General features: G+C 41.3%; 17 protein-coding genes and 1 riboswitch. Of the genes, 6 read left to right on the forward strand and 11 right to left on the reverse strand.

Features of this window, described 5'->3' with window-relative positions; all coding sequences use genetic code 11:
- Nucleotides 1-420 precede the first annotated feature (420 nt).
- Nucleotides 421-855, reverse strand: coding sequence for a DUF805 domain-containing protein (locus tag BA1DRAFT_RS17545; protein WP_036781796.1), 435 nt, complete (start codon nt 853-855; stop codon nt 421-423).
- Between the two features lie 215 nt (nt 856-1,070).
- On the opposite strand from BA1DRAFT_RS17545, the gene BA1DRAFT_RS17550 reads away from it, so the two are divergent.
- On the forward strand, nt 1,071-1,565 hold the full coding sequence (locus BA1DRAFT_RS17550) for a DUF2165 family protein (RefSeq protein ID WP_036781798.1): 495 nt from the start codon (nt 1,071-1,073) through the stop codon (nt 1,563-1,565).
- An 8-nt stretch (nt 1,566-1,573) separates the two neighbouring features.
- Complete coding sequence (gene yddG, locus BA1DRAFT_RS17555; RefSeq protein ID WP_036781800.1) at nt 1,574-2,479, forward strand: aromatic amino acid DMT transporter YddG; 906 nt, start codon at nt 1,574-1,576, stop codon at nt 2,477-2,479.
- Between the two features lie 275 nt (nt 2,480-2,754).
- Here the strand turns inward: yddG and BA1DRAFT_RS17560 are convergent, their stop codons facing one another.
- Nucleotides 2,755-3,138 (reverse strand): helix-turn-helix domain-containing protein, encoded by a 384-nt coding sequence (locus BA1DRAFT_RS17560; protein WP_036781802.1) that lies wholly within the window; start codon nt 3,136-3,138, stop codon nt 2,755-2,757.
- 315 nt (nt 3,139-3,453) lie between these two features.
- On the opposite strand from BA1DRAFT_RS17560, the gene mgrB reads away from it, so the two are divergent.
- Together mgrB and BA1DRAFT_RS17570 are read left to right on the forward strand one after the other, a co-directional pair.
- The gene (gene mgrB / locus BA1DRAFT_RS22285; protein ID WP_082300881.1) at nt 3,454-3,597 is read left to right on the forward strand and encodes a PhoP/PhoQ regulatory lipoprotein MgrB; all 144 of its coding nucleotides are present in this window, start codon (nt 3,454-3,456) and stop codon (nt 3,595-3,597) included.
- 169 nt (nt 3,598-3,766) lie between these two features.
- A complete protein-coding gene (locus BA1DRAFT_RS17570; protein ID WP_036781806.1) occupies nt 3,767-5,146 on the forward strand; it encodes an amino acid permease in 1,380 nt (459 codons plus the stop codon).
- Between the two features lie 67 nt (nt 5,147-5,213).
- Here BA1DRAFT_RS17570 and pagP read toward each other — a convergent pair whose 3' ends face one another.
- On the reverse strand, nt 5,214-5,837 hold the full coding sequence (gene pagP, locus BA1DRAFT_RS17575; RefSeq protein ID WP_036781808.1) for a lipid IV(A) palmitoyltransferase PagP: 624 nt from the start codon (nt 5,835-5,837) through the stop codon (nt 5,214-5,216).
- 603 nt (nt 5,838-6,440) lie between these two features.
- Here pagP and cspE point away from each other — a divergent pair.
- Together cspE and thiD are read left to right on the forward strand one after the other, a co-directional pair.
- Nucleotides 6,441-6,650 carry a transcription antiterminator/RNA stability regulator CspE gene (gene cspE, locus BA1DRAFT_RS17580; RefSeq protein WP_036781809.1) on the forward strand — a complete coding sequence of 70 codons (210 nt, stop codon included), beginning with the start codon at nt 6,441-6,443 and terminating at the stop codon, nt 6,648-6,650.
- Between the two features lie 114 nt (nt 6,651-6,764).
- A riboswitch (TPP riboswitch) is annotated at nt 6,765-6,857 on the forward strand.
- 40 nt (nt 6,858-6,897) lie between these two features.
- Complete coding sequence (thiD, locus tag BA1DRAFT_RS17590) at nt 6,898-7,698, forward strand: bifunctional hydroxymethylpyrimidine kinase/phosphomethylpyrimidine kinase (protein ID WP_036781813.1); 801 nt, start codon at nt 6,898-6,900, stop codon at nt 7,696-7,698.
- Nucleotides 7,699-7,848: 150 nt separating this feature from the next.
- On the opposite strand, the gene fbaB is transcribed toward thiD, so the two are convergent.
- The 8 genes from fbaB to BA1DRAFT_RS17635 form a co-directional block, all read right to left on the reverse strand.
- On the reverse strand, nt 7,849-8,898 hold the full coding sequence (fbaB, locus tag BA1DRAFT_RS17595) for a class I fructose-bisphosphate aldolase (protein WP_036781815.1): 1,050 nt from the start codon (nt 8,896-8,898) through the stop codon (nt 7,849-7,851).
- A gap of 2,195 nt (nt 8,899-11,093) precedes the next feature.
- Nucleotides 11,094-12,455, reverse strand: coding sequence for a prephenate-dependent tRNA uridine(34) hydroxylase TrhP (trhP, locus tag BA1DRAFT_RS17605; protein WP_036781819.1), 1,362 nt, complete (start codon nt 12,453-12,455; stop codon nt 11,094-11,096).
- 213 nt (nt 12,456-12,668) lie between these two features.
- The gene (locus BA1DRAFT_RS17610) at nt 12,669-13,013 is read right to left on the reverse strand and encodes a YegP family protein (protein ID WP_036781821.1); all 345 of its coding nucleotides are present in this window, start codon (nt 13,011-13,013) and stop codon (nt 12,669-12,671) included.
- Between the two features lie 97 nt (nt 13,014-13,110).
- Nucleotides 13,111-13,815: an envelope stress response regulator BaeR gene (gene baeR / locus BA1DRAFT_RS17615; RefSeq protein ID WP_036781823.1), complete on the reverse strand. Its 705-nt coding sequence runs from the start codon at nt 13,813-13,815 to the stop codon at nt 13,111-13,113.
- Nucleotides 13,812-15,200, reverse strand: coding sequence for an envelope stress sensor histidine kinase BaeS (gene baeS, locus BA1DRAFT_RS17620; RefSeq protein ID WP_036781825.1), 1,389 nt, complete (start codon nt 15,198-15,200; stop codon nt 13,812-13,814). The genes baeR and baeS overlap by 4 nt, the downstream gene beginning before the upstream one ends.
- Entirely contained in the window at nt 15,197-18,283 is a 3,087-nt protein-coding gene (mdtC, locus tag BA1DRAFT_RS17625; RefSeq protein ID WP_036781827.1) for a multidrug efflux RND transporter permease subunit MdtC, read from the reverse strand. Before mdtC ends, baeS begins: the two co-directional genes overlap by 4 nt.
- A complete protein-coding gene (locus tag BA1DRAFT_RS17630) occupies nt 18,280-21,426 on the reverse strand; it encodes an MdtB/MuxB family multidrug efflux RND transporter permease subunit (RefSeq protein ID WP_036781829.1) in 3,147 nt (1,048 codons plus the stop codon). The genes mdtC and BA1DRAFT_RS17630 overlap by 4 nt, the downstream gene beginning before the upstream one ends.
- Nucleotides 21,426-22,631: an MdtA/MuxA family multidrug efflux RND transporter periplasmic adaptor subunit gene (locus BA1DRAFT_RS17635; RefSeq protein WP_036781831.1), complete on the reverse strand. Its 1,206-nt coding sequence runs from the start codon at nt 22,629-22,631 to the stop codon at nt 21,426-21,428. The genes BA1DRAFT_RS17630 and BA1DRAFT_RS17635 overlap by 1 nt, the downstream gene beginning before the upstream one ends.
- Nucleotides 22,632-22,879 lie beyond the last annotated feature (248 nt).

The following is a 22,879-nucleotide window of genomic DNA, read 5'->3' on the forward strand; positions in this document are numbered from 1 at the left end:
TATCATTCCTTTTTGAGATATATTACTGGAATGACACAGAATTTCTAACACTCCCGTTTTGATTTGTAATATTTCATTGTGATCGTGCCATAAAAACAACTTCATCAGAGTGACCTTTATGGCATGATTCTTCTCATTAACTCTATAGATTTTCATGATCTATTCTTCGAGCCTTTCTTCACTTTGTTTTAACCTGCAATGACAGTCTTACCTCGGCAGTTGTTGATCACATCTTTCCTGTTATCACTGTTTTAACATCAGGCGGCTTTCATTATTATTTCTATAGAGAAAGAACTAAGATTATGGCTAAGTAATAAAATATTCAGTGTATATAAATAATCGTCGCTTTATTTTATAATGACTATTACTATCTTAAGTAATAGTTAAATTAAATTAAATTTTTGCGATATGGAGAAAATATTAATTTTTATTATTATTTTTCCTTTTTGGCAGAATCAATGCCAGGATAATTCCAATTAGACTGATAAAGGGTGAATATATTATCATTTTGTTTTTGTCGGGAAAATAGTTTGGTAACACACTGCACAGATAGATAAAAATAGAGACTGGCCAACCATACAGCCCCACATCATTAAATCTGTAGGCTGTTTTCATGATTAAATAGTAAACCGTAGCGAAGGAGCACATTGCCCATAGACCAATAGAGATTATATATAACCACACTGATAACTCATATTGCATGTGAGCTGCGTAATTGTTTTCTGCTAGATAACCTGAGAGAAAGATCAATATTCCTAAAATAGCGGCTATTTTAATAAAGCTAATAATATAATCTTTTCTACTCAATCTTTGGCTGAAATAGCTTTTTATTGAACTCACTAGAGAATCGTTCATAAATAATAGTCAGATAAATAAGAATGGGACAGATAGTAACTGATTTAACGATAGTATGAACAGAAAAATATGAATCAGATATTAAGATGAGAATATTTCAAAAGTAATTTTATGATTAAATATGTATAAATAAGGTGATGATTGTTAAATTATATGATAGTTTTTATCCTTTATGATCTTTTGGGTGTTTAAACCATTATGTGGGGACTTGACAAATGATTATCCGCTTATCTAAAACCTTGATGATTTTTGCAGTAGCTTTGTTTGCTACATTAGCTGCTTTTGGCAATATCACAGACTATGCGACTAATTTCGCATTTGTACAGCATGTATTAATGATGGATACCATTTTCCCAGATGCAACTATTACCTATCGTGCAATTCATTCACCGGTGCTACACCACATTGGTTATATCGTTATTATTTCTTTAGAAACTTTAACGGCAGTGTTATGTTGGATTGGTGGTATTCATTTACTGGTGAATTTAAAATCTAACGCTGCTGTCTTTAATAAAAAGAAGACTATTGCGATAGCTGGCCTGACCTTGGGGTTCTTGACTTGGCAGGTGGCGTTCATGTCAATTGGTGGTGAATGGTTTGGGATGTGGATGTCCACACAGTGGAACGGCGTATCTAATGCTTTCCATTTTTTTGTCACTATCATTCTGGTACTGATTTATTTGATTCAGTATGACAGAGAACTAGAATAAGAATAAATATGGGAATAGCTGTGAAAACAAGGATCGAACAACACAAAGCAACTCTGTATGGAATATTGGCGATTGTGTTGTGGAGTACAATCGTTGGATTGATAAGAAGTGTAAGTGAAGATTTTGGGCCTGTAGGTGGCGCAGCGCTGATTTATACTGTTGGATCAATTTTTCTGATTCTGCTAATTGGCTTTCCAAAAGTCAGCGCTTTCCCCAGAATCTATTTGTGGCTTGGCAGTCTATTGTTTGTCAGTTATGAAATCTGTTTATCACTTGCATTAGGCTTTGCTAATAATCGTGCTCAAGCAATTGAGTTGGGTATGGTTAACTACCTATGGCCAGGTTTTACTGTTTTACTCACAGTGATGATTAATAAGCAGAAAGTGAACTGGTGGTTATATCCTGGTTTATTATTGTCTATTCTGGGGATCGGTTGGGTGATGAGTGGTGATAATGGCTGGTCACTCAGACAGATGGTAGGAAATATCCAGAGCAATCCGTTAAGCTATGGGCTGGCTTTTGCGGGAGCAATTATTTGGGCGATGTATTGTAACATTACAAAAATAATGGCGGCAGGTAAGAATGGCATGTCGTTATTTTTTATCCTGACGGCTTTTGCATTATGGATTCAATATTTTTTTACATTTCCTCCTGAAATGGTGATAAATCTGCGTAGTGTCAGCATATTATTGTTTGCCGGTGCGGTTATGGGAGTGGCGAATGCAGCTTGGACCGTTGCGATCATCAGAGGACATGTTGCATTACTGGCTACATTGTCTTATTTCACGCCGATCATCTCTACCGCTTTTTCATCATTGTTTCTTAGCACGGCACTCTCTTTTTCATTTTGGCAAGGAGTGCTAATGGTTACCATAGGATCAATTGTTTGTTGGTTAGCGACTAAAACCAGATGATACCCGTTGAATCAAGATATCAGGGATGAGATACCAAAGGTACTGGCATCAGGTTTGTTCGTTTTTCGAACTCATGTTAACGGAAACCAAGTGCCGTTAGCAGAGCTCTCTAGTCCATCTAACCATGAAACCCAGAGAGCTTTGTTGAGGGAAGTATTGTGTCTGGCATCAAATAAAAGATCAGAACACAAAGGTTGAAACTCTTTATCTTTCACCGGAAAACACGGTTGCATTTGTTGGATAATTGCCTGTTTCAATGTTCTCTGGCTATCGTGTCACGAACGGTTGGCAGCAAAATGTAGAGGTAATTTAACTTCGAGTTCAAGATCTGGATTCTGCCGGAAATCATAGGGCGTTATGCCATACTCTTTGCGGAACATGTAAGTGAAATGAGACTGAGATCCGAAGCCGAAATCTAAAGCGATATCAAAAATAGGCAAAGAGCTGTTTCTTAAAAGATGAACAGCGCCGGCCAGGCGTCGCTGGCGGATATATTTACCAAGCGAAATGCCGGTGACTTCCTTAAATATTTTCTGCATGTGCCAAAGCGAGTAACCGGAGTAAGCTGCCAGTTCTTCCAGGTGGATTACCCGGCCAAGGTGATTCTCAATCCATTTGCTGAGAGCACATACAAGTGCTAAGTGATTATCCTGTGGCATTAACAATTTTGTTCTGGTTGAAAATGAAAGGAAGTATACACAACTTTTTCTAAAGATGACAAAGCCTTGACATCACGATTTAGATTGTAACTGAATGTGACAATTGATTTTTTTGTCATAGTGAATAGAATCCACATGGTTAGTATTTGTTTAAACGTGTTCTGATATGTTGTTAGCATACATATTGTTGCCGGTACGGTTTTTTCGCAATGAAAGCACAGGATGAATATTTTTCTTGTTTCATTGTTGTAAAATATCATTTTCCAACTTTATTCTTAACGTATTGCGTTCTGACCGAACTTGAAGGAAATAGAATTGGACATAAAAAAAACCATTGCAATCTTAGTATTACTTGGAATATGTCTGTTCTTGTATCTGTTAGCTTTGGATAGCTATTGTGATCAGGGGGGAAAGTTTGATTCAGGTATTTGTTCTGTGACTCGATATCTGCCTTTCTGATTAGTTGCTGATACTCATCAGCCATTTTCCCGTCATATATCTGTGCTAACATATATCTTCAATATCCACCCTTTAAAGCTAGTGTTTTGTTTGCTTTGAATAAAGCAGATAAGGGGAAGCGGTTGTTTTCCCACTAATAACAAGATAGAAGTTGCATCAAGAGGACAAGATGGCAGGACAATCGCAGCGGTCAACACTTAAACGCGGTTTAAAAAACCGGCATATTCAACTTATTGCTTTGGGGGGGGCTGTCGGGACTGGGTTGTTTCTCGGTATTGCACAAACCATAAAAATGGCAGGTCCCTCCGTAATTTTAGGATACGCTATCGCAGGCTTTATTGCATTTCTGATTATGCGTCAGCTAGGAGAGATGGTGGTCGAGGAGCCTGTAGCGGGGTCGTTTAGTCATTTCGCGTATAAATATTGGGGGGATTTTCCCGGATTTTTATCAGGTTGGAATTACTGGGCGATGTTTACTCTGGTTGGCATGGCTGAATTAACGGCTGTGGGAATGTATATCCACTACTGGTGGCCTGATATTCCAACCTGGGTTTCTGCAACCGTCTTCTTTGTCTTAATCAATACGGTAAATTTAATTAATGTCCGGTTATATGGTGAAACAGAATTTTGGTTTTCCATCATTAAAGTGACCGCCATTATCTGTATGATTGTGTTTGGCGCTTACTTGTTAGTTAGCGGGAATGGCGGGCCTCAGGCCAGTATCGCTAACCTTTGGCAACATGGCGGCTTTATGCCTAATGGCATCACCAGCCTTATCATGGCAATGGCTGTGATCATGTTCTCTTTTGGTGGATTGGAACTGGTGGGTATTACCGCAGCAGAAGCGGAAAATCCACGTATCAGCATTCCTAAGGCCACCAATCAGGTAGTATACAGAATATTGATTTTCTATATTGGTTCTCTGACCGTGTTATTGTCGCTTTATCCGTGGGGCAATGTCGTTGAAGGTGAAAGCCCATTTGTTATGATTTTTCACAACCTGGATAGTTTCTGGGTGGCTAACGTTCTGAATATTGTTGTCCTAACTGCCGCATTATCCGTTTATAACAGCGGAGTGTATTGTAACAGCCGGATGCTGTACGGTTTAGCAAAACAAGGCAATGCTCCTGGGATGCTGACAAAAGTTAATGAGAGTGGTGTTCCTATCAGAGCCATTGTCGTGTCTGCTTTGGCAACGTCCGTTGGTGTATTGATTAATTATGTAATGCCGGGCAAAGCATTTGAATTATTGATGGCGTTGGTGGTAACAACGTTAGTGATTAATTGGGTTATGATCTGTACGGCGCATTTAAAATTCCGGGCAGAAAAAGTTAAACAGGGAATAGAGCCATCATTTAAGGCATTCTGGTATCCATTCGGTAATTATCTGTGTCTGGCTTTCCTTGCCTTTATACTCGTCATTATTTTGATGATGGACAGCATCCGTATTTCAGTCATTCTGATGCCATTCTGGGTGGGTGTGTTATGGATTGGGTTTTTAATGTCTCGTTCCCGCCGTGATAAAATGAGAGCACAGGAGCAGGGATAACATATATTTGGATTATCGCTATGAAGATACCAGGCTGATATTACACAGCCTGGTATTTTTTATCCAGTTACCATTGCCAACGTAACCAAGCGAAGAGGACGTTACCGTTATTATATGTGCCGGGAATATATGTCCCTTGCAGCGATAACCGATCATATTCTATGGAGAATAACGGTAGTGGCAGTGGAATAGGGACATAATAATAATCATGACGAGCTGTAACGCTTAAAGTGAAACCGATTCCCATTCGGAAACCATCTAAATCACCGGGTATCCACATTTTCTGAAATCCATAGCCAACGATGGGTTCCAAACGGTTATGAGAATCCATAAAAGCCATTGCATAAAGGGAATGCCAATCATTGTCTTGGTCGTAACGATATTTACCATAGCCGAAACCCCAGGGCCGCTCATTATATCTATCGATTTTCTCTTTATCGTAGGTATGCCTGTTATGCCAAGTAATTACCGGCAGATAAAGTTCATTGTCGGGTGCATTCCAGGTGAGAGCGACATTATTGTTGAATTTTTCCCATAAACTACCTGAATTGTTGCTATAACCGAGCGGTGTGTGTGATTGAGTCGTTGCTAATGATTTATTAGCAGTATTTGCTGTTGCTGCCAACACTGTCCCAGATGAGACTAAAAGAGTGGCTGATAGGGTACAGGCTGTGGTTAAATCAAACTTCATTATTTATTGCTCCAAATTTCCCGACGACATAAATTGGGAAGATCCTGCGCATCACGTAAAATATGACAAACATCTAAATTCAGGAATTCTACTCTTGCTATTTTCAATAAAAGTTAAACGAAAAATTAATATTAAGATGTGATAGGTATTAACTGGGTATATTTAATACTGATATTTTAGTCGACTAATATTGGGAGTGTGTTGATTTTTTCTTTCACCCAAACAGTAGAGATTGGCCTCTGTGAACATACTAATAGATATAAAAAATCTAATAATAAGATAGGCAAAATAAATTAGAATTTTTTATGTTATCTGGGGTTTTGTTGAGTGGATAAACTGTAAGCTAATTAGGATAACCTTGGATTTTCAAATTTTTGCAGTTATGTTAAACAATAATTGTTGTTAAGAATTTTAAATATGTGCGTTAGCTCCATAGCTGATAAAAAATGGCTTGCCATCATATTAAGAATATGTGATAAATCGTTCGGGTAAACGAGGTACGGTTCTGTTATACAGTTCTGTTAATAGCAGCAACTTGCTCTAGTTTTTATGTTGCGCCGAAACGGCGAATTAGAATTAAGTGATCCAAAGGAAATTCTTAAAATGGCAAAAATCACTGGTACTGTAAAGTGGTTCAACGAATCAAAAGGTTTTGGCTTTATTACTCCTGCTGATGGTAGCAAAGATGTGTTTGTACATTTTAGCGCTATTCAGAGCGAGGGTTTTAAAACTCTGGCGGAAGGCCAAAAAGTTGAGTTTGAAATTCAGGACGGTCAGAAAGGTCCTTCTGCGGCAAACGTCACTACAGCATAACTTCTTTTTGTCGATCATTTTGGATTGACGACGTAAATTTGTTGTCTGATTGATTTTTTACTGGCAACAATGACATACCGATATCACCCTGTTGGTTATCTGATAGGGTGTTTTTGTTTTGGCTCGGGGCGCTCTTTATTGAGCTGAGATGAACCCGTAATACCTGATCTGGATAATGCCAGCGTAGGGAAGTCATGGTGTCTTTTCCTGATACTTGCTTTTCTCTTGCTGGTTGGAAGAGGTGCTTATGATGAGAATCAATTCACTGACAATTGCCGGTACTGATCCTAGTGGCGGAGCCGGCATTCAAGCTGACCTAAAAACTTTCTCTGCACTTGGTGCTTATGGCACAACAGTGATGACAGCGCTTGTTGCGCAAAATACCTGTGGTGTGCAATCCATTTATGATATCGATCCTACTTTTGTTGCGGCACAGCTTGAATCTGTGCTGTCAGATATCAGAATTGATAGCGCTAAGATAGGCATGTTATCTAATGCAGCCAACGTTGCCGTTGTTGCTGATGCAATAAGTCGTTATTCCGTTCCTTATGTTGTATTGGATACGGTAATGATTGCGAAAAGTGGCGATCCGTTGCTGGTGCCGGAAGCGGTATCCGAGGTTGTTGAACGATTATTACCGAAGGTTTCGTTGATTACGCCAAATTTGCCGGAAGCCGCAGCGATATTAAAGTGCTCTGTAGCAAAAACCGAAACGGACATGCAAAAACAGGGGCGTGAATTATTATCGCTAGGATGCGAAGCCGTTTTACTGAAAGGCGGGCACCTTACAGAGCATGAAAGCCCTGATTGGCTGTTTACTGTTGAGGGTGAATGGCGTTTTACTGCGCCCAGAATCAATACGCGCCATACACATGGTACAGGGTGTACGCTCTCCGCTGCGCTAGCTGCTTTGCGTCCACGTTACTCGAATTGGCAGACAACCCTGCCTGTTGCCAAATCATACCTCCAGGCGGCGTTAGAACAGGCGGACTCGTTAGAGGTAGGAAAAGGCATTGGGCCTGTGCACCATTTTCATCAGTGGTGGTGAGAATAACTGACAGGCGTTTTCGGGATTGGGTGAGAAAGTGATAATGAATAAGAAGAGTAAGGTATTTATGCTGTGAGAGCAGTATAACTCAACATTGGTAGCGACTTACTATCTACTCATTATCACCGGCGACAAGCTTGACAGCTTGATTTACGCGATAGTCACTTGCTTATCCAGATAGACATCTTGAACCGCATTAATCAGTTCAATACCCTCTTTCATGGATTTTTTGAACGCTTTACGACCGAGGATTAGCCCCATGCCGCCTGCGCGTTTATTAATGACGGCGGTACGGACGGAGTCACTCAAATCACTATTACCGGATGCACCACCTGAGTTGATCATACCGGCGCGTCCCATGTAGCAGTTAGCTATCTGATAACGGACCAGATCGATAGGATGGTCGCTAGTCAAATGAGTGTAAACACGTTTATCGGTATGACCAAAACCAATTGCAGTATAGCCGCCATTATTTTCGGCCATTTTCTGCTTAACGATATCGGCACCGATAGTGACGGCCAAATGGTTAGCCTGACCTGTTAGGTCCGCACTGGAGTGATAATCTACTCCCTCTTTTTTGAAGGCAGAATTACGCAGGTAGGCCCACAATACCGTTACCATGCCCAATTCATGCGCCCGTTTAAAGGCGGCTGAAATTTCCTCAATTTGACGCCGTGATTCAATAGAGCCAAAGTAAATCGTTGCGCCAACGGCAACGGCACCCATCTCAAATGCTTGTTCAACACTGGCATATAAAGTTTGATCATATTGGGCGGGATAGCTCAGTGCTTCATTGTGGTTCAGTTTAACCAAAAATGGGATCTTATGAGCATAACGACGAGAAACAGAGGATAACACGCCATAAGTAGAGGCAACACAGTTACAGCCGGCTTCGATAGCCAGTTCAACGATATTTTTGGGATCGAAATAGAGAGGATTTGCTGCAAAAGAAGCGGCAGCAGAATGTTCTACTCCTTGGTCCACCGGCAAAATAGATAAATAACCAGTGCCTCCAAGACGACCATGATTTAACAATGTTTGCATGGAGCGCAAAACTGTATTGGGTCGGTTATTGTCGATCATTACTCGGTCAACAAAATCGGAGCCTGGCAGATAGAGATTTTCACTTGGGATGGTATTACAACGATGTTGCAATAAACTGTCCGCATCTTTGCCTAACAACTTAGCGATATCAGTCATGTTTTACTCCAGTTATGAAAAGATATCATTGATTGTCATTTATCCTTTTTAGGATAACAAGTTGTATTGGGAGGGAAGTGGTAGTGGATCGCTTCAGGTGGGGGGGATAAAGAGAATTTTATTACTTGGAAAGTGGCTATTTAGCGCAAGAGTGACATGACCATTCTTTAGGGGATATAGGGGCGAAAGCGTAAGCTCTTTATGTGTTGGGTTATATATTTTTGTAATTCTTATTGCTTGCTAGCAGACAATTTTCTTGGATAAGATAAAGAGATGTATGAGATTTAATACTGATAAAGAATAAATTATTCATTGTATTTATGACATTGATATTGATTAGGTTTTGATAAATTGCAATATCAATATAGTTAAACTGATCGTCTTTGTTGATATTGTTAATATTTCCTTTGCTTTTATTATTCAACAATGAAATGTTTTCATTATAGATTGGATATATATTATTTTTTCTATAAAGTTTCGGGAAAAATAATTTATATTTTATTTATTTTAGGTTTTTATCTATGCAGATTATATATTATAAATTTAACTATTTCTATTTATCAATATCAAAAAAAAGGAAATAAATTTATTATCGTAAATCTCTATCTATTAGTGCCTTTTTATTTATGAAATAATTAATCCTTTAGTTATTGTTCTTTATTGATTTATAATATTACAATATTGTTGGATAGAATTGATAAGATTGTTAGGTGATTTTGGAGTAAAAACTAATGTTAATTTATCATTCTCAATAAATAACTCATTGATTAATATTAAATTGTTTCATTGTTTGCGTGATTTAATTAACCGATAAATAAAGTCATTCTTTATATTTTACTATTTATATCGCTAAACTTAATGTTTTATTACATGAGTCTTTTATAAAGATACAATATGTTTTTCTATTATTTAAATGAGTTTTACAAGGTTAGGTGTTCATATTTTATTTACAGCTATTGATATAAATTTAATTGGTTTTAATTGTTCGTGTTAATAATTTTTTATTTTGTCAATTGAGTTATAACCATGTTTCAATATTGTACATGATAAATAACCATTTTTGGCATCAATGTTTTTAAATCCACATAATTCTGTAAGCAACGGTCAATATGGTTATTTATTCTTTCTTAAAAGTGATAATAATATAAAATAATAATTATACTAAATTCTTAGTTTTAACTTGTATTTATCCATTAATTAACTAATTGAAAAATACATCAATATAATTTGATTTTGTCACAGGTAGAAAATTTCTCATGTTTTTATTACCAATAGTGACATTTAGGTTTCTTTCATTTGCCAAGAGTGATTTCTTATTACATTTCTTCTTTAGTAATTTGTTTGCAAACGATGTTTTATAAAGTTATTGGATCTATTGATATAGGTTAAGAGTTTGATAGATAAAGGTTGAATGTCTATTGCTGTTACTCGCTAAGCTAATTTTTCCTGATGTTATTGTTAGGTGATATTTTTCATGCTGGTTCGGTGTAAAAATGGGTTTCTATAGTTTTTTGGTTTACTGAGTAGCTTCTGTTGCGGCATTAAATTTCATCTTTATGGGAGGGCAACATATACTGCGCTGTTGTTTATCAGCTCTGGAGTGATTTGGCTATTTTTTCCTTGCTCATATTGTGGGTATATAAATCATAATCCATTTTGAGTTGTTAAGTTGGTATAGTCAGCTAAATGTTTGAACTAATAGTTTCAACAATAAGTAAATTGTAATTATCTGTTCTCATAATTTTCACCTGATTAATTCTATCAAGTTGTATAATATTTGGTCTAAATATGATGAATTTCCTGAATCATTGAACAGTGGAAAATTTTAATTACATTTCTTTAGATAGTGTGATATTTCAATAAGTAGAAATATTCTCTTATTAAGATGCAGGTATAAGAAACACATTAATATAAATATTCATTGCTTTAATAGTTAAATTTCTCTATTTAATTAATCATGTAAATGAATTTTGTAACTTGTTGATTTTATTTCTCGAAGGAAAAAAGAAAAGGCCAGCTCAAGGGAGATTGAGCCGGCCAAGGAGGTGGTTCCTAGTCTTACTGTAAAACTTTTTTAATTTTTTATTTTTCGCCAACAATACTACGGTAAATAAAATAGTATTGATGTGATCTGTTTCTAAAAAAAGAAATATATCCTCATAAAGAGGGGATATTGATGATTATTTGTCTGAGTTTCAGTTCGTTTGAGCAGATTGAGAATTAATACCATTTAGATTACGTATTAATAAGGCATAATTAATATCGATTTGTTTAGGAATTGGCAAGTAGACAATATACCCATCTCCAGGAGCAACTTCCATTGGTTGGCCTTTTTTATCCTGCATTGCTTCCAATGTAAACTGGATATTGCCTGATGGCGTCATTAATTCGAGACGGTCTCCGATCATGAATTTATTTTTGACAGCAACTTCAGCTAATCCGTTGATTCGTTCACCCGTAAATTCACCAACAAATTGTTGTGTATCGGATATCGAGTAGCCATATTCATAAGTCTGATAGGCATCATGGGTATGACGGCGCAAAAATCCTTCGGTATAGCCACGATGAGCGAGCCCTTCTAACGTTGTTAGCAGCGTTGGATCAAAAGGTTTCCCTGCAACGGCATCATCAATGGCTCGACGGTAAACTTGTGCTGTGCGAGCGCAGTAGTAGAAGGATTTTGTCCGCCCTTCGATTTTTAAAGAGTGGACGCCCATTTTGGTTAATCGCTCAACATGCTCAACTGCACGTAAATCTTTAGAATTCATGATGTAAGTACCATGTTCATCTTCGAAAGCTGACATATATTCACCAGGGCGTTTTGCTTCTTCGAACGTAAATACTTTATCTGTTGGTGTGCCTGTTCCCAATGTTGGCTCGATATTTTTTGTCGGTATAGGTTCATGCATATGCACAATATTACCGATATCATCTTCTTTGCCTTCTTGAACATGATATTCCCAACGGCAGGCATTAGTGCAGGTTCCTTGGTTGGGATCTCGTTTATTAATGTAGCCGGACAACAGGCAACGACCGGAATAGGCCATACACAATGCGCCATGTACGAAAACTTCCAGTTCCATACCGGGAACCTGCTGGCGAATCTCGTTAATTTCATCGAGAGAAAGTTCTCGGGAAAGAATGACCCGCGTCAGCCCCATTTGTTGCCAGAATTTTACTGTTGCCCAGTTAACTGCGTTAGCTTGAACGGAAAGATGAATTTCCATTGTAGGAAAAGCTTCACGAACCATCATGATCAGTCCGGGATCGGACATAATGAGAGCATCTGGTCCCATATCAATGACAGGTTTTAGATCACGGATAAAAGTTTTCAGTTTGGCATTGTGAGGTGCAATATTGACCACAACATAAAAGCGTTTACCAAGTTCATGAGCTTCTTTAATGCCGAGTGCCAGATTTTCGTGATTAAATTCATTATTGCGGACGCGCAGGCTGTAACGTGGTTGACCGGCATATACAGCGTCTGCGCCATAGGCAAAAGCATAGCGCATATTTTTCAGCGAACCGGCAGGGGAAAGTAATTCTGGAGTAAACATGGTTAAAAAATTCTCGATTTGAGTTGAGATTAGTTTTCACTATAAAAAGTAAGGATAAGATGGGGATTCTAACGCTTAATTTGTTAGGGACACAAATTTATTGGCATGAATTGTTCGATTCTATTGATCAACTAAGAACGTGATCGATGAAGCGCACCTTATCAATTGACAGTAACTTTCAACTGATAAGGTACGGTTTACCATGAAAAAATATCATTCTGACTTTGTTAAATCTCGGACATTGATGCTAGGGCCATGCTTAATCGCAGATTGAATGCCTTTTTTGGCCGCGACTTCATTATCGTAAGATTCGCTGATGCCGATAACTTGATAATTTCTCGCTTTTAGCACGAAATAGGACTTGCCAGATTTGTTTTCTCTGATTTCGAAGTTTTTTTCTGCCGGTGAATTTGCCTGGACAGAACGAATTCCTTTATTCGCTGCTGCCTTGGTGGTGTACATTTCACTGGTAAGGATAACTTCACCGTTCGATGCTTTTAAATTGAAGTAATACTGCTTGTTTTTTGTTCTCTTAAGATCATAATGACCTATAGCCATAAGAAATTCCTCCAATTAAAGGTAAGTATTTTTAATATAGCTGAATTTCTGACCGGTGAAAGGTTGAGAGAAATTTAATTCAGTTAAAGTGTGACAGTTATAACAAACGGCATATATCTGCTTCCCATCGGTACCCAAGTCCATAAATAGAACGAATGAATGTTTTACTGTTGTCCAGTTGTTCCAATTTACGGCGTAAATTTTTAATGTGGCTATCAATAGTACGGTCTGTCACGATTCGGTGATCGTCATACAGATTATTCAGTAACTTATCGCGGGAAAATACTTGACCTGGGCGACTTGCCATCGTTTTTAATAACCGGAATTCAACTGGGGTCAAATCCAATATTTTATCGCGGTAACGCGCTTGGAAGCAGCCCTCGTCAATTTGCAGATCGCTTTGCTTGACAATATCTTGCGGTCGGTAACAGCGACGAAGAATCGTTTTAACTCGCGCGACAATTTCACGTGGACTGTAAGGTTTACAAATATAATCATCTGCCCCAATTTCCAATCCAAGTAAACGGTCAATTTCTTCCGTTTTGGCAGTGACCATAATGATCGGTACGTCAGAAAAGCGGCGAATTTCCCGACAGATAGATATGCCATCGCAGCCTGGAAGCATCAGATCCAGCAAAATAATATCTGGATTGTGTTGCTGTACATGGGAGACAGCTTCATCACCCCGCAATAGCCACTGGGTTTCGTAATCAGCCGCTCGTAGGTAATCAACTAGCAATTGGCCAAGTTTTGGCTCATCTTCAACAATCAAAACAGTATAATGTTCAAATTCTGTACTCATAGCGTTTCGCCGTCGAGGGATTTAGTTAGCGGCAATTCTACGATAATTCTCAGACCACCTAAAGGTGAGGGTTCAGCATGGATTGTGCCGCTATGTGCTTCAACAATGTTATAGCAAATAGCTAACCCAAGCCCTGATCCACCACTGGCACGGTTTCGTGAGGATTCACTACGGTAGAACCGTTCAAAAACCCGTTGGCATTGCTCTGGTGACAAACCGGGCTTACTGTCCTCCCAATTCAGAATGAAGTGGTGATCGTTAGAACAACCTTTAATGATTAATTTTCCATTATCAGCGGTATAGCGAAGACTGTTTTCCAGTAAATTATGAAATAACTGAGTCAATCTGCTTGGGTCGGCAAATACCATCATAGTTTCAGGAAGTTTAATATCTATCTGGATTTGCTTATCAAGGAAACGTCCACGATAAGATGCGATAGCAGCCTGAATTAACTCACTGATATTGATAAGTTCTTTCCGGTATGCCAGTGCCCCGCGATCGGATAAAGATAGTTGGTGTAGATCATCAACCAGTTTGGTCAATGTAGTAATTTCAGTTAATAACGAATTGAGCGTTTCTGGGGTGGGTTTGTGAACACCATCCTGTAACGCTTCCAATTCACCGCGCAATATAGAAAGGGGGGTGCGCAGTTCATGAGAAATATCGGCCATATAATCGCGACGCATCTGCTCGTTTTTTTCCAGGGTACTGGCGAGCTGGTTAAAATTGTGGGCAAGCTGACCAATTTCATCTTTACTTGATGGTGTGACTCGGGCGCTGAAATCGCCGGCGGCCAGTTTATGCGTCCCTTCAACCAAACGTTTAACGGGTTTTAACATACCGCGGGACAATAATAGCGTGGCTATGATTGCCAGCAAGGTAGATAAACCGGCAATGATCCAGCTTGTCAGTTGCTGTTGGCGATCAAAACTGATGTCAGCTTGACGGGTAATTTTATCTGATGTGCTGACAATGACCCAGCCAACGACTTGATGATGATAGAGGATTGGTTTGCGATAGGTCTCTGCCGGGATTCTACCTTCATGACCGACCAGCAGTTTCATGTTACTGTCTACTACCCAAAATTGAGTTCGCCAGCCGCGAGGGGGTGGACCTTGATAACTTTCACTGGTTTGTTCAATGGAACGAATGATTTGAAAAATTACCCGGTCATTCCTCTTTAAGAATTTCCAGCTACCATATTGTTGATATTGTTCAGCTAGTGCTTCGGCTAACATAGCGGTACGTAACTGGATATTTTGTTTGATATAACCAATAAAACCATGCTGGAAGCTGCTTCTTACTCCCCAGTGCATGGTGACGAGTACCAGCATACAAGTGGCGAAGATGGCCATAAACAGTTTACCACTGATGCCTAGTTTCATAATGGCTCCATAACTTGTCTGGCGGTACGCCGTTGTTGCCACTTTTCCCTTAGTCGATCAAAACAGAGATAGACCACCGGTGTGGTATATAGTGTTAAAAGCTGACTCATGACCAAACCACCTACAATAGTTATTCCTAAAGGTTGGCGTAATTCCGCACCGTCGCCACTACTCAAAACCAGTGGCAGAGCGCCAAATAAGGCGGCTAGTGTGGTCATCAGAATTGGGCGGAAACGTAGCAGGCTGGCTTGGAATATGGCATCACGGGGACGGATATTACCGTTACGTTGAGCTTCAATAGCAAAATCCACCATAATAATGGCGTTCTTTTTCACGATACCAATCAATAACATGATGCCTATTAATGCTATCAGGCTGAATGGTGTGTCAAACAGTTCCAATGCCAGTAGGGCGCCAATGCCGGCAGAAGGCAGGGTTGAGAGAATAGTCAATGGATGGATATAACTTTCGTACAATATCCCTAGCACCAGATAGACGGTAATAATGGCGGCCAGAATCAAGAATAATTGGGATTTCTGGGTTTCCTGGAAAATCTGGGCGGTACCAGCAAAAGTGCCGCGAACTGTTGAGGGTACACTAAGTTCAGTCATGGTTCTTTCAATCGCATTGACAGCATCAGAGAGGGTATAGCCTTCCGATACATTGAAAGCAATGGTTGAAGCAGCAGAAAGCCCTTGATGATTGACACTTAGCGGAGCGTTAGCCGGTTGCCAATGGGCAAAATAGGAGAGTGGAATAGCTTTTCCTTGATTGTTAATCACAAACATTTTTTCCAGTGCGCTGACATCCTGTGTATATTCTGGTGCAACTTCCATCACAACCTTGTACTGATTAAGTGGTTGATAAATAGTGGATATTTGTCGCTGACCAAAAGCATTATTCAACAGGCTATTGGCTTCACTAACATTAATGCCCAGACGAGACATGGTATCGCGGTCATAGATTATTGCCATTTCAGCTCCTTTATCCTCTTTATCCGAATTCACGTCTGTTAGTTGGGGCAATTGCCCTAATGCCTTACGGATAACAGGTTCCCATTTGCGAAGATCATTTAGATCATCTGCCAGCAATGTAAATTGATAGCTAGCATTAGCCTGACGACCGCCTGCCCTAATATCTTGTACCGGAATGAGAAACAGATTTGCCCCCGGTTCATTGGCAAGTTTAACTCTCAGGCGTGAAATAATCTGTTCAGCGCTTTCTGAGCGCTCTTTTAATGGTTTCAGAGAGATAAACATAAAGCCATTATTTACCCGCCCACCACCGGTAAAACCGATAACACTGTCTACCGTAGGATCTGCATTGATCGTCTGCATGAAATTTTTCATTTTTTCACGCATAGATTGGAAGGAGATACTTTGGTCTGCCCGAACAAACCCTAGCAACCGACCGGTATCCTGCTCTGGGAAGAAAGTTTTGGGGATATTAATATAGAGCCAAATATTTAGAGCAATGATGCCAGCCAAAATTAGCAATACCCAACGGCTATGATTAAGAACCCACATCAGAGAGCGTCCGTAAATTTGCTGAATTTTCAGCAGAACTTTACCAAATCCCCGTATTTTCTTTTGTGCTTTGGGACGTTGAGATTTTAGTAAATGAGCGCACATCATTGGCGTTAGTGTTAAAGAAACCAATAATGAGATGCCGATTGAGGTGGTTAAAGTAATAGCAAATTCACGGAACAGCCGACCAACCAATCCATCCATAAGCAGAAGCGGGATAAAGACTGCTACCAACGAAATACTCATCGAGAGGACTGTAAAGCCTACCTCCCGAACACCTTGTAGTGCCGCTTGTATGGGTTTTATACCTGCTTCAAGGTGGCGGGAAATATTCTCCAGTACCACAATCGCATCATCCACCACAAATCCTGTGGCAACTGTTAGCGCCATTAAGGAAAGATTGTTCAAACTGAAACCGCACAGATACATGGCGGTAAAGGTGCCAATGAGTGAAACCGGTACCGCGATGGCAGGGATTAATGTTGCGCGACCGGAACGCAAAAACAGGAACACCACCAGAATGACTAGCCCGATAGCAATCACCAATGCACGTTCTACTTCTGCTAATGAAGCACGAATAGTTGGTGTGCGATCTTGAGAAACTTTAAGCTGAATACTGGCAGGAATAGATTCACGTAATGCCGGTAATTGTTCACGGATACGATTTACTGTGGCAATAATATTCGCGCCAGCTTCACGGCGAATGATCAACAAAATAGCCGGTTCACCGCCAGACATTCCGGCAGCTCTGACATTCTGAACGGAATCTTTTACATTTGCTACATCCTGTAATCGTACCGGTGAATTGTTGTTGTAGTGAACGATGATCGGGCGATAGCTTTCGGCGGTTTTTAATTCATCATTAGTTTGGACTTGCCAGTGTTGCTGATCGGAATCCACATATCCTTGTGGACGACGAACATTGGCATTGCTGATAGCTTTGCGTACCGCATCTAGCGAAACTCCCTGATGAAATAGGGCGCCAGGATTCAATTCAACTCTGACTGCGGGTAATGAACTGCCGCCAACAGAGACTTCACTAACGCCTTCAACCTGGGCGATTTTCTGAGCCAGTTGAGTAGAGGCAAAATCATAAAGTTGCCCTTGATTATAGGTATCAGAAGTCAATGTGAGGATCATAATCGGGGCGTCAGTCGGGTTGACTTTGTAGTAACGCGGCCTGCTAGGCATACCAGAAGGTAGCAGACTTTGAGCGGCATTCAGTGCTGCCTGTACATCCCGTGCTGCGCTGTTAATATCACGATTGAGGTCAAATTCAAGTGTGATATCGGTATTGCCAAGGGAGCTGCTGGAGGTCATTTCATTGACTCCGGCAATTCGACCTAGGGCGTGCTCCAGTGGCGTAGCGACAGATGAGGCCATTGTCTCCGGTGAAGCGCCCGGTAATGAGGCGTAAACGGAGATCACCGGAAAATCCACTTGCGGTAAAGGAGAAACCGGCAACAAGGTAAATCCTAATACCCCGCATAGGGTTATGGCTAAACTCAATAGCGTGGTGGCAACAGGACGTTGGATAAATAAGGCAAAAAATTTCACCGCGGCTCCTGATGATCAATAGATGAAGTGCCTGGGGTTGATAGCTGGCGATTGCGGCGATAGTGTGCCAACCGGTCAAACAGTAAATAGATCACCGGCGTAGTAAACAACGTCAGGATCTGGCTCATAATCAGTCCACCTACCATACAGATACCCAGAGGCCGACGTAATTCAGCGCCTACACCGGTGCTGAGCATTAAGGGGAGTGCTCCAAGCAACGCTGCCATTGTGGTCATCAGAATCGGGCGGAAACGTAATAAACACGCTTGATAGATGGCTTCGTAAGGCGATAATCCCTGTTCGCGTTCTGCCGCCAGCGCGAAATCGATCATCATGATGGCATTTTTCTTCACAATACCTATCAACAAGATAATGCCGATGATCGCAATGACATCCAGTTCCTGACCTGCCATCATTAACGCCAGTAGTGCACCCACTCCTGCTGTCGGCAACGTGGAAAGGATTGTCACCGGATGGATGAAGCTTTCATACAATATGCCTAGCACGATATACATAGCGATAATGGCAGCCGCGATTAGCCACAATGTATTGCCCAGTGCGCTTTCAAATGCCAGCGTTGTTCCCTGAAATTGAGTAGAAATGTCTTTGGGCATTTTGATCAATTGTGCTGCATTACGAACAGCGTTAACCGCCTGTTCGAGAGAAGCATCTTCGGCAACGTTGAAAGAAAATGTCGCTGAGGGAAATTGAGCGAGATGATTGATTGCCAGTGGGCCAAATCGTTGCTCAATAGTCGCAATGGCTCTGAGAGGTACGATGTGGCCGTCAGTTCCATTAAGGCGGATGTTATCAAATGCTGCCAGCCCTGGAGTCGATGTTACATCATGTTCCAAGATGATCCGATATTGATTAGCCTGGGTATAAATGGTTGAAATTAGCCGCTGGCCGAACGCGTTGTAGAGTGCGTTATCTATAGCGGCCATTGAGATACCCAATCGGCTGGCAGTGTCTCGGTCTACTTTAACGTAAGCAATTAGCCCCTGATCTTGCCAGTCGCTGCTGATATCAACCAGTTCTGTTCTCTGTTTTAATTCAGACAATAATTTTGGCACCCAGATACTCAGTTCATCGAGAGAGGTTGCCTGCAAAGTGAATTGGTATTGGGTACGGGTAACCTGAGTGTCAATCGTCAAATCTTGTATCGGTTGCAGATAGAGCTTTATGCCGGGTATAGCGGCAACTTTTTCCTGCAAACGCGGAATAATGTCAACGATTCTGTCATCACGCTGATTCAGTGGTTTTAGTGTGATTTGCAGTCTCCCGTTATTCAATGTTGGGTTACTGCCATCAATACCGACAAAGGTGGTGATATTTTCTACTGCCGGGTCTTGCAGTAATAAAGATGAAACTTGCTGCTGTTTATCTACCATTGCAGCAAAGGAAATGGATTGCGGCGCTTCAAGTGTTCCCTGAATCAGCCCATTGTCTTGCGATGGAAAAAATCCTTTTGGAATCACCAGATAAAGCAGGACAGTTAGCGCCAATGTGCTTAGGGCGATGCCGAATGTGATCCACGGATGGTTCAGCGCTCTTTTTAGCCATACGGCATAACCGGTGATCATTTGTTCAAAAAAGCGTTCACTGGCTTGTTCAAAACGATTGTGTTTTATCTGTGATTCCGGTTTCAGTATTCGAGCGCACATCATGGGGGTTAATGTCAGCGAGACAATGGCTGAAATCAGAATTGCCACGGCTAGGGTAATCGCAAACTCACGAAACAGGCGGCCAACGATATCGCCCATAAAAAGCAGCGGGATTAGCACCGCAATCAAAGAGAAAGTCAGGGAGATAATGGTAAAACCGATTTCACCCGCACCTTTCAATGCTGCTGTCATCGGTTTCTCGCCTTGTTCTATATAACGAGAGATATTTTCAATCACCACAATGGCGTCATCCACGACAAAACCGGTGGCAATGGTGAGCGCCATTAGCGTCAGGTTATTGACGGAGAAACCGCAGAAATACATCACTGCGAATGTACCAATCAGTGAAAGAGGAACAGCGATACTGGGAATGAGTGTTGCAATACCGTTGCGTAAAAACAGGTAAATCACCATAACAACCAGTGCAATTGCTAGTAACAGTTCAAACTGAACATCTTTCACAGAAGCACGAATGGTTGTCGTGCGGTCAGTCAAGATTTTCATCTCGACGGATTTAGGCAAGCTGCTGATGAGTTCCGGCAACATCTGACGAATATTATCTGTGGTTTCAATGACATTGGCGCCGGGCTGGCGCTGAACATTAATCACAATGGCTTGTTTGTTATTTGACCATGCGCCGAGTTTGGTGTTTTCTGCGCCTTGTTCAATGGTTGCGACATCTTGCAACCGTACCGGTGATCCGTTTTTATAGGCAACGATCAAGTTGCGGTAATCATTGACTGATTTCATTTGATCGTTAGCTGAAAGCGTGACGGAACGGGTCGGACCATCAAGGCTGCCTTTGGCGGAGTTAACGTTAGCGTTGTTGATTGCAGTGCGGATCGTTTCGCTATCCAATCCCTGTGCCGCGACTGCTTGAGCGTTTAACTTCACTCTGACGGCTGGTCGTTGGCCGCCGGCGAGTGTCACCAATCCTACACCGTTGACCTGGGAAATTTTCTGTGCAATACGGGTTTCCACCATATCTTGAATTTGTGTCATTGGCATTGCATCGGAGGTGACTGCCAGCATTAAAATAGGCGGATCAGCGGGGTTAACCTTGCTGTAAATAGGAGGGTAAGGAAGGTCATTCGGCAGTAAATTACTGGCTGCGTTAATGGCTGCCTGCACTTCCTGCTCGGCGACATCTAACGGCAAAGTCAGTTGGAATTGCAATGTGATAACGGAAGCTCCGCCGGAACTTTGGGATGCCATCTGTTTAAGACCGGACATTTGCCCGAGTTGACGTTCCAGTGGTGCGGTGACTGCCGAAGTCATCACATCGGGGCTTGCGCCGGGGTAGAGTGTGACAACCTGAATAGTGGGATAGTCCACTTCCGGTAATGCAGACACCGGCAGCATGCGATAGCCGATAATACCTGCCAGCAGAATTGCTGCCATAAACAGCGTGGTGGCAACGGGTCGCAAGATGAACAGGCGTGATGGTCCGCCTCCTGGGATTAGGGAGCTTACCTGCATCAGGAATTCTCCGCTTTGTCGTGTTTTTGCGGTTGAGGGTTATTTACTATCGGTGTGACAATATCCACTTTAGCGCCATCTGTCAGGCGATCGATACCATCAGTGACCACTTTATCACCTGCTGCCAAGCCGGTACTGATAACAACGCGTTTTGTATCCTGCAATTTGACCGTGACCAGATGCTTGCTGACTTTATTCTCTTTGCCTAACATCCAGACAAAATTCCCTTCATTACCCATTTGCAAAGCAGCATTTGGGATCACCACTGCGTTTTCCAGTGTATCGACTTTAATTCGGACATTAACGAACTGATTTGGGAATAAGACGCTATCTTGATTGGAAAAACGGGCTTTCAGTTTAATTGTACCGGTAGCGGCATCAATTTGATTATCAATGCTCAACAATTTTCCTTCGGCAAGTTGTTGCTGGTTATTGCGATCCCAGGCGCTAACAACGACGTTATGATTCGCTTTCTGAGCTTGTAAAACAGCATTGATATCGTTTTCAGGGAGTGAAAACAGCACATCTACCGGATCGGTTTGAGTAATCACCACAATAGGAGAGTTGTTGCCACTGGAGATAAAATTTCCTACATCGATCTGCTTCAAGCCCACTTTACCGGAAATAGGCGCCGTAATACGGCTGTAAGTGAGTTGAAGTTTTGCGCTATCAATTGCTGCTTGATCAACTTTTAGACTGGCTTCGTGTTGGCGGACAAGTGCACGTTGATTATCCATTTCTTGTTGGGAAATCAGGTGAGTGTTTGCCAATTTCTGGTAGCGATTGAGATCCTGACGGGCATTCGCCAATATTGCTTCATCTTTAGCAAGTTGGCCTTTGGCTTGTGCTAGCTGAACCTGAAAAGGACGCGGATCAATTTCCGCCAGTAAATCCCCTTGTTTAATTTGTTGCCCTTCCTGAAAGTGCAAAGCGATAAGCTGACCTTCAACCCGGCTGGTGACTGTGGCGGTATTGGCGGCTTGAATGGTGCCAAGCCCGGTCAGAAAGCGAGGGACTGCTTGCTCTTTTGCTGTGGCGACCTGTACCGGGGGTAACGGGGGATGCTTTAAACCAGAGGGTTGCTCCGATGGACTGGGTTGTTGAGGGATTTTAAGTTGGTACCAGAAAAATATAGCGGCAGCGATGGCAATAGAGACCAGCGCTACACGGAAAAGGAGGGTACGGCGTTTATTATTTTGATTCATTTCTTCGACATTCTCTCAAACACAAGGCTAAGGTATTGCTTGATTATGTCCGACTGAAATATCGGTTTAATCACATGTTATTAGTTTAGACAGTGAGGATAGGCTAAAAAATGAAGAAAATGTGGAAAATATGTCAAGGAAGCGCTTTTTAAGTTAAATTAAGGCGTTTTTTGTCAATTTTTTCGAGACGGCTCCAGAAAATTATGCAAATGATGCCGTCTCTGTTACCTTAGTTTTCTTCACACCTT

The organism is Photorhabdus aegyptia, assembly GCF_000612035.1.
GTDB lineage: Bacteria > Pseudomonadota > Gammaproteobacteria > Enterobacterales > Enterobacteriaceae > Photorhabdus > Photorhabdus akhurstii.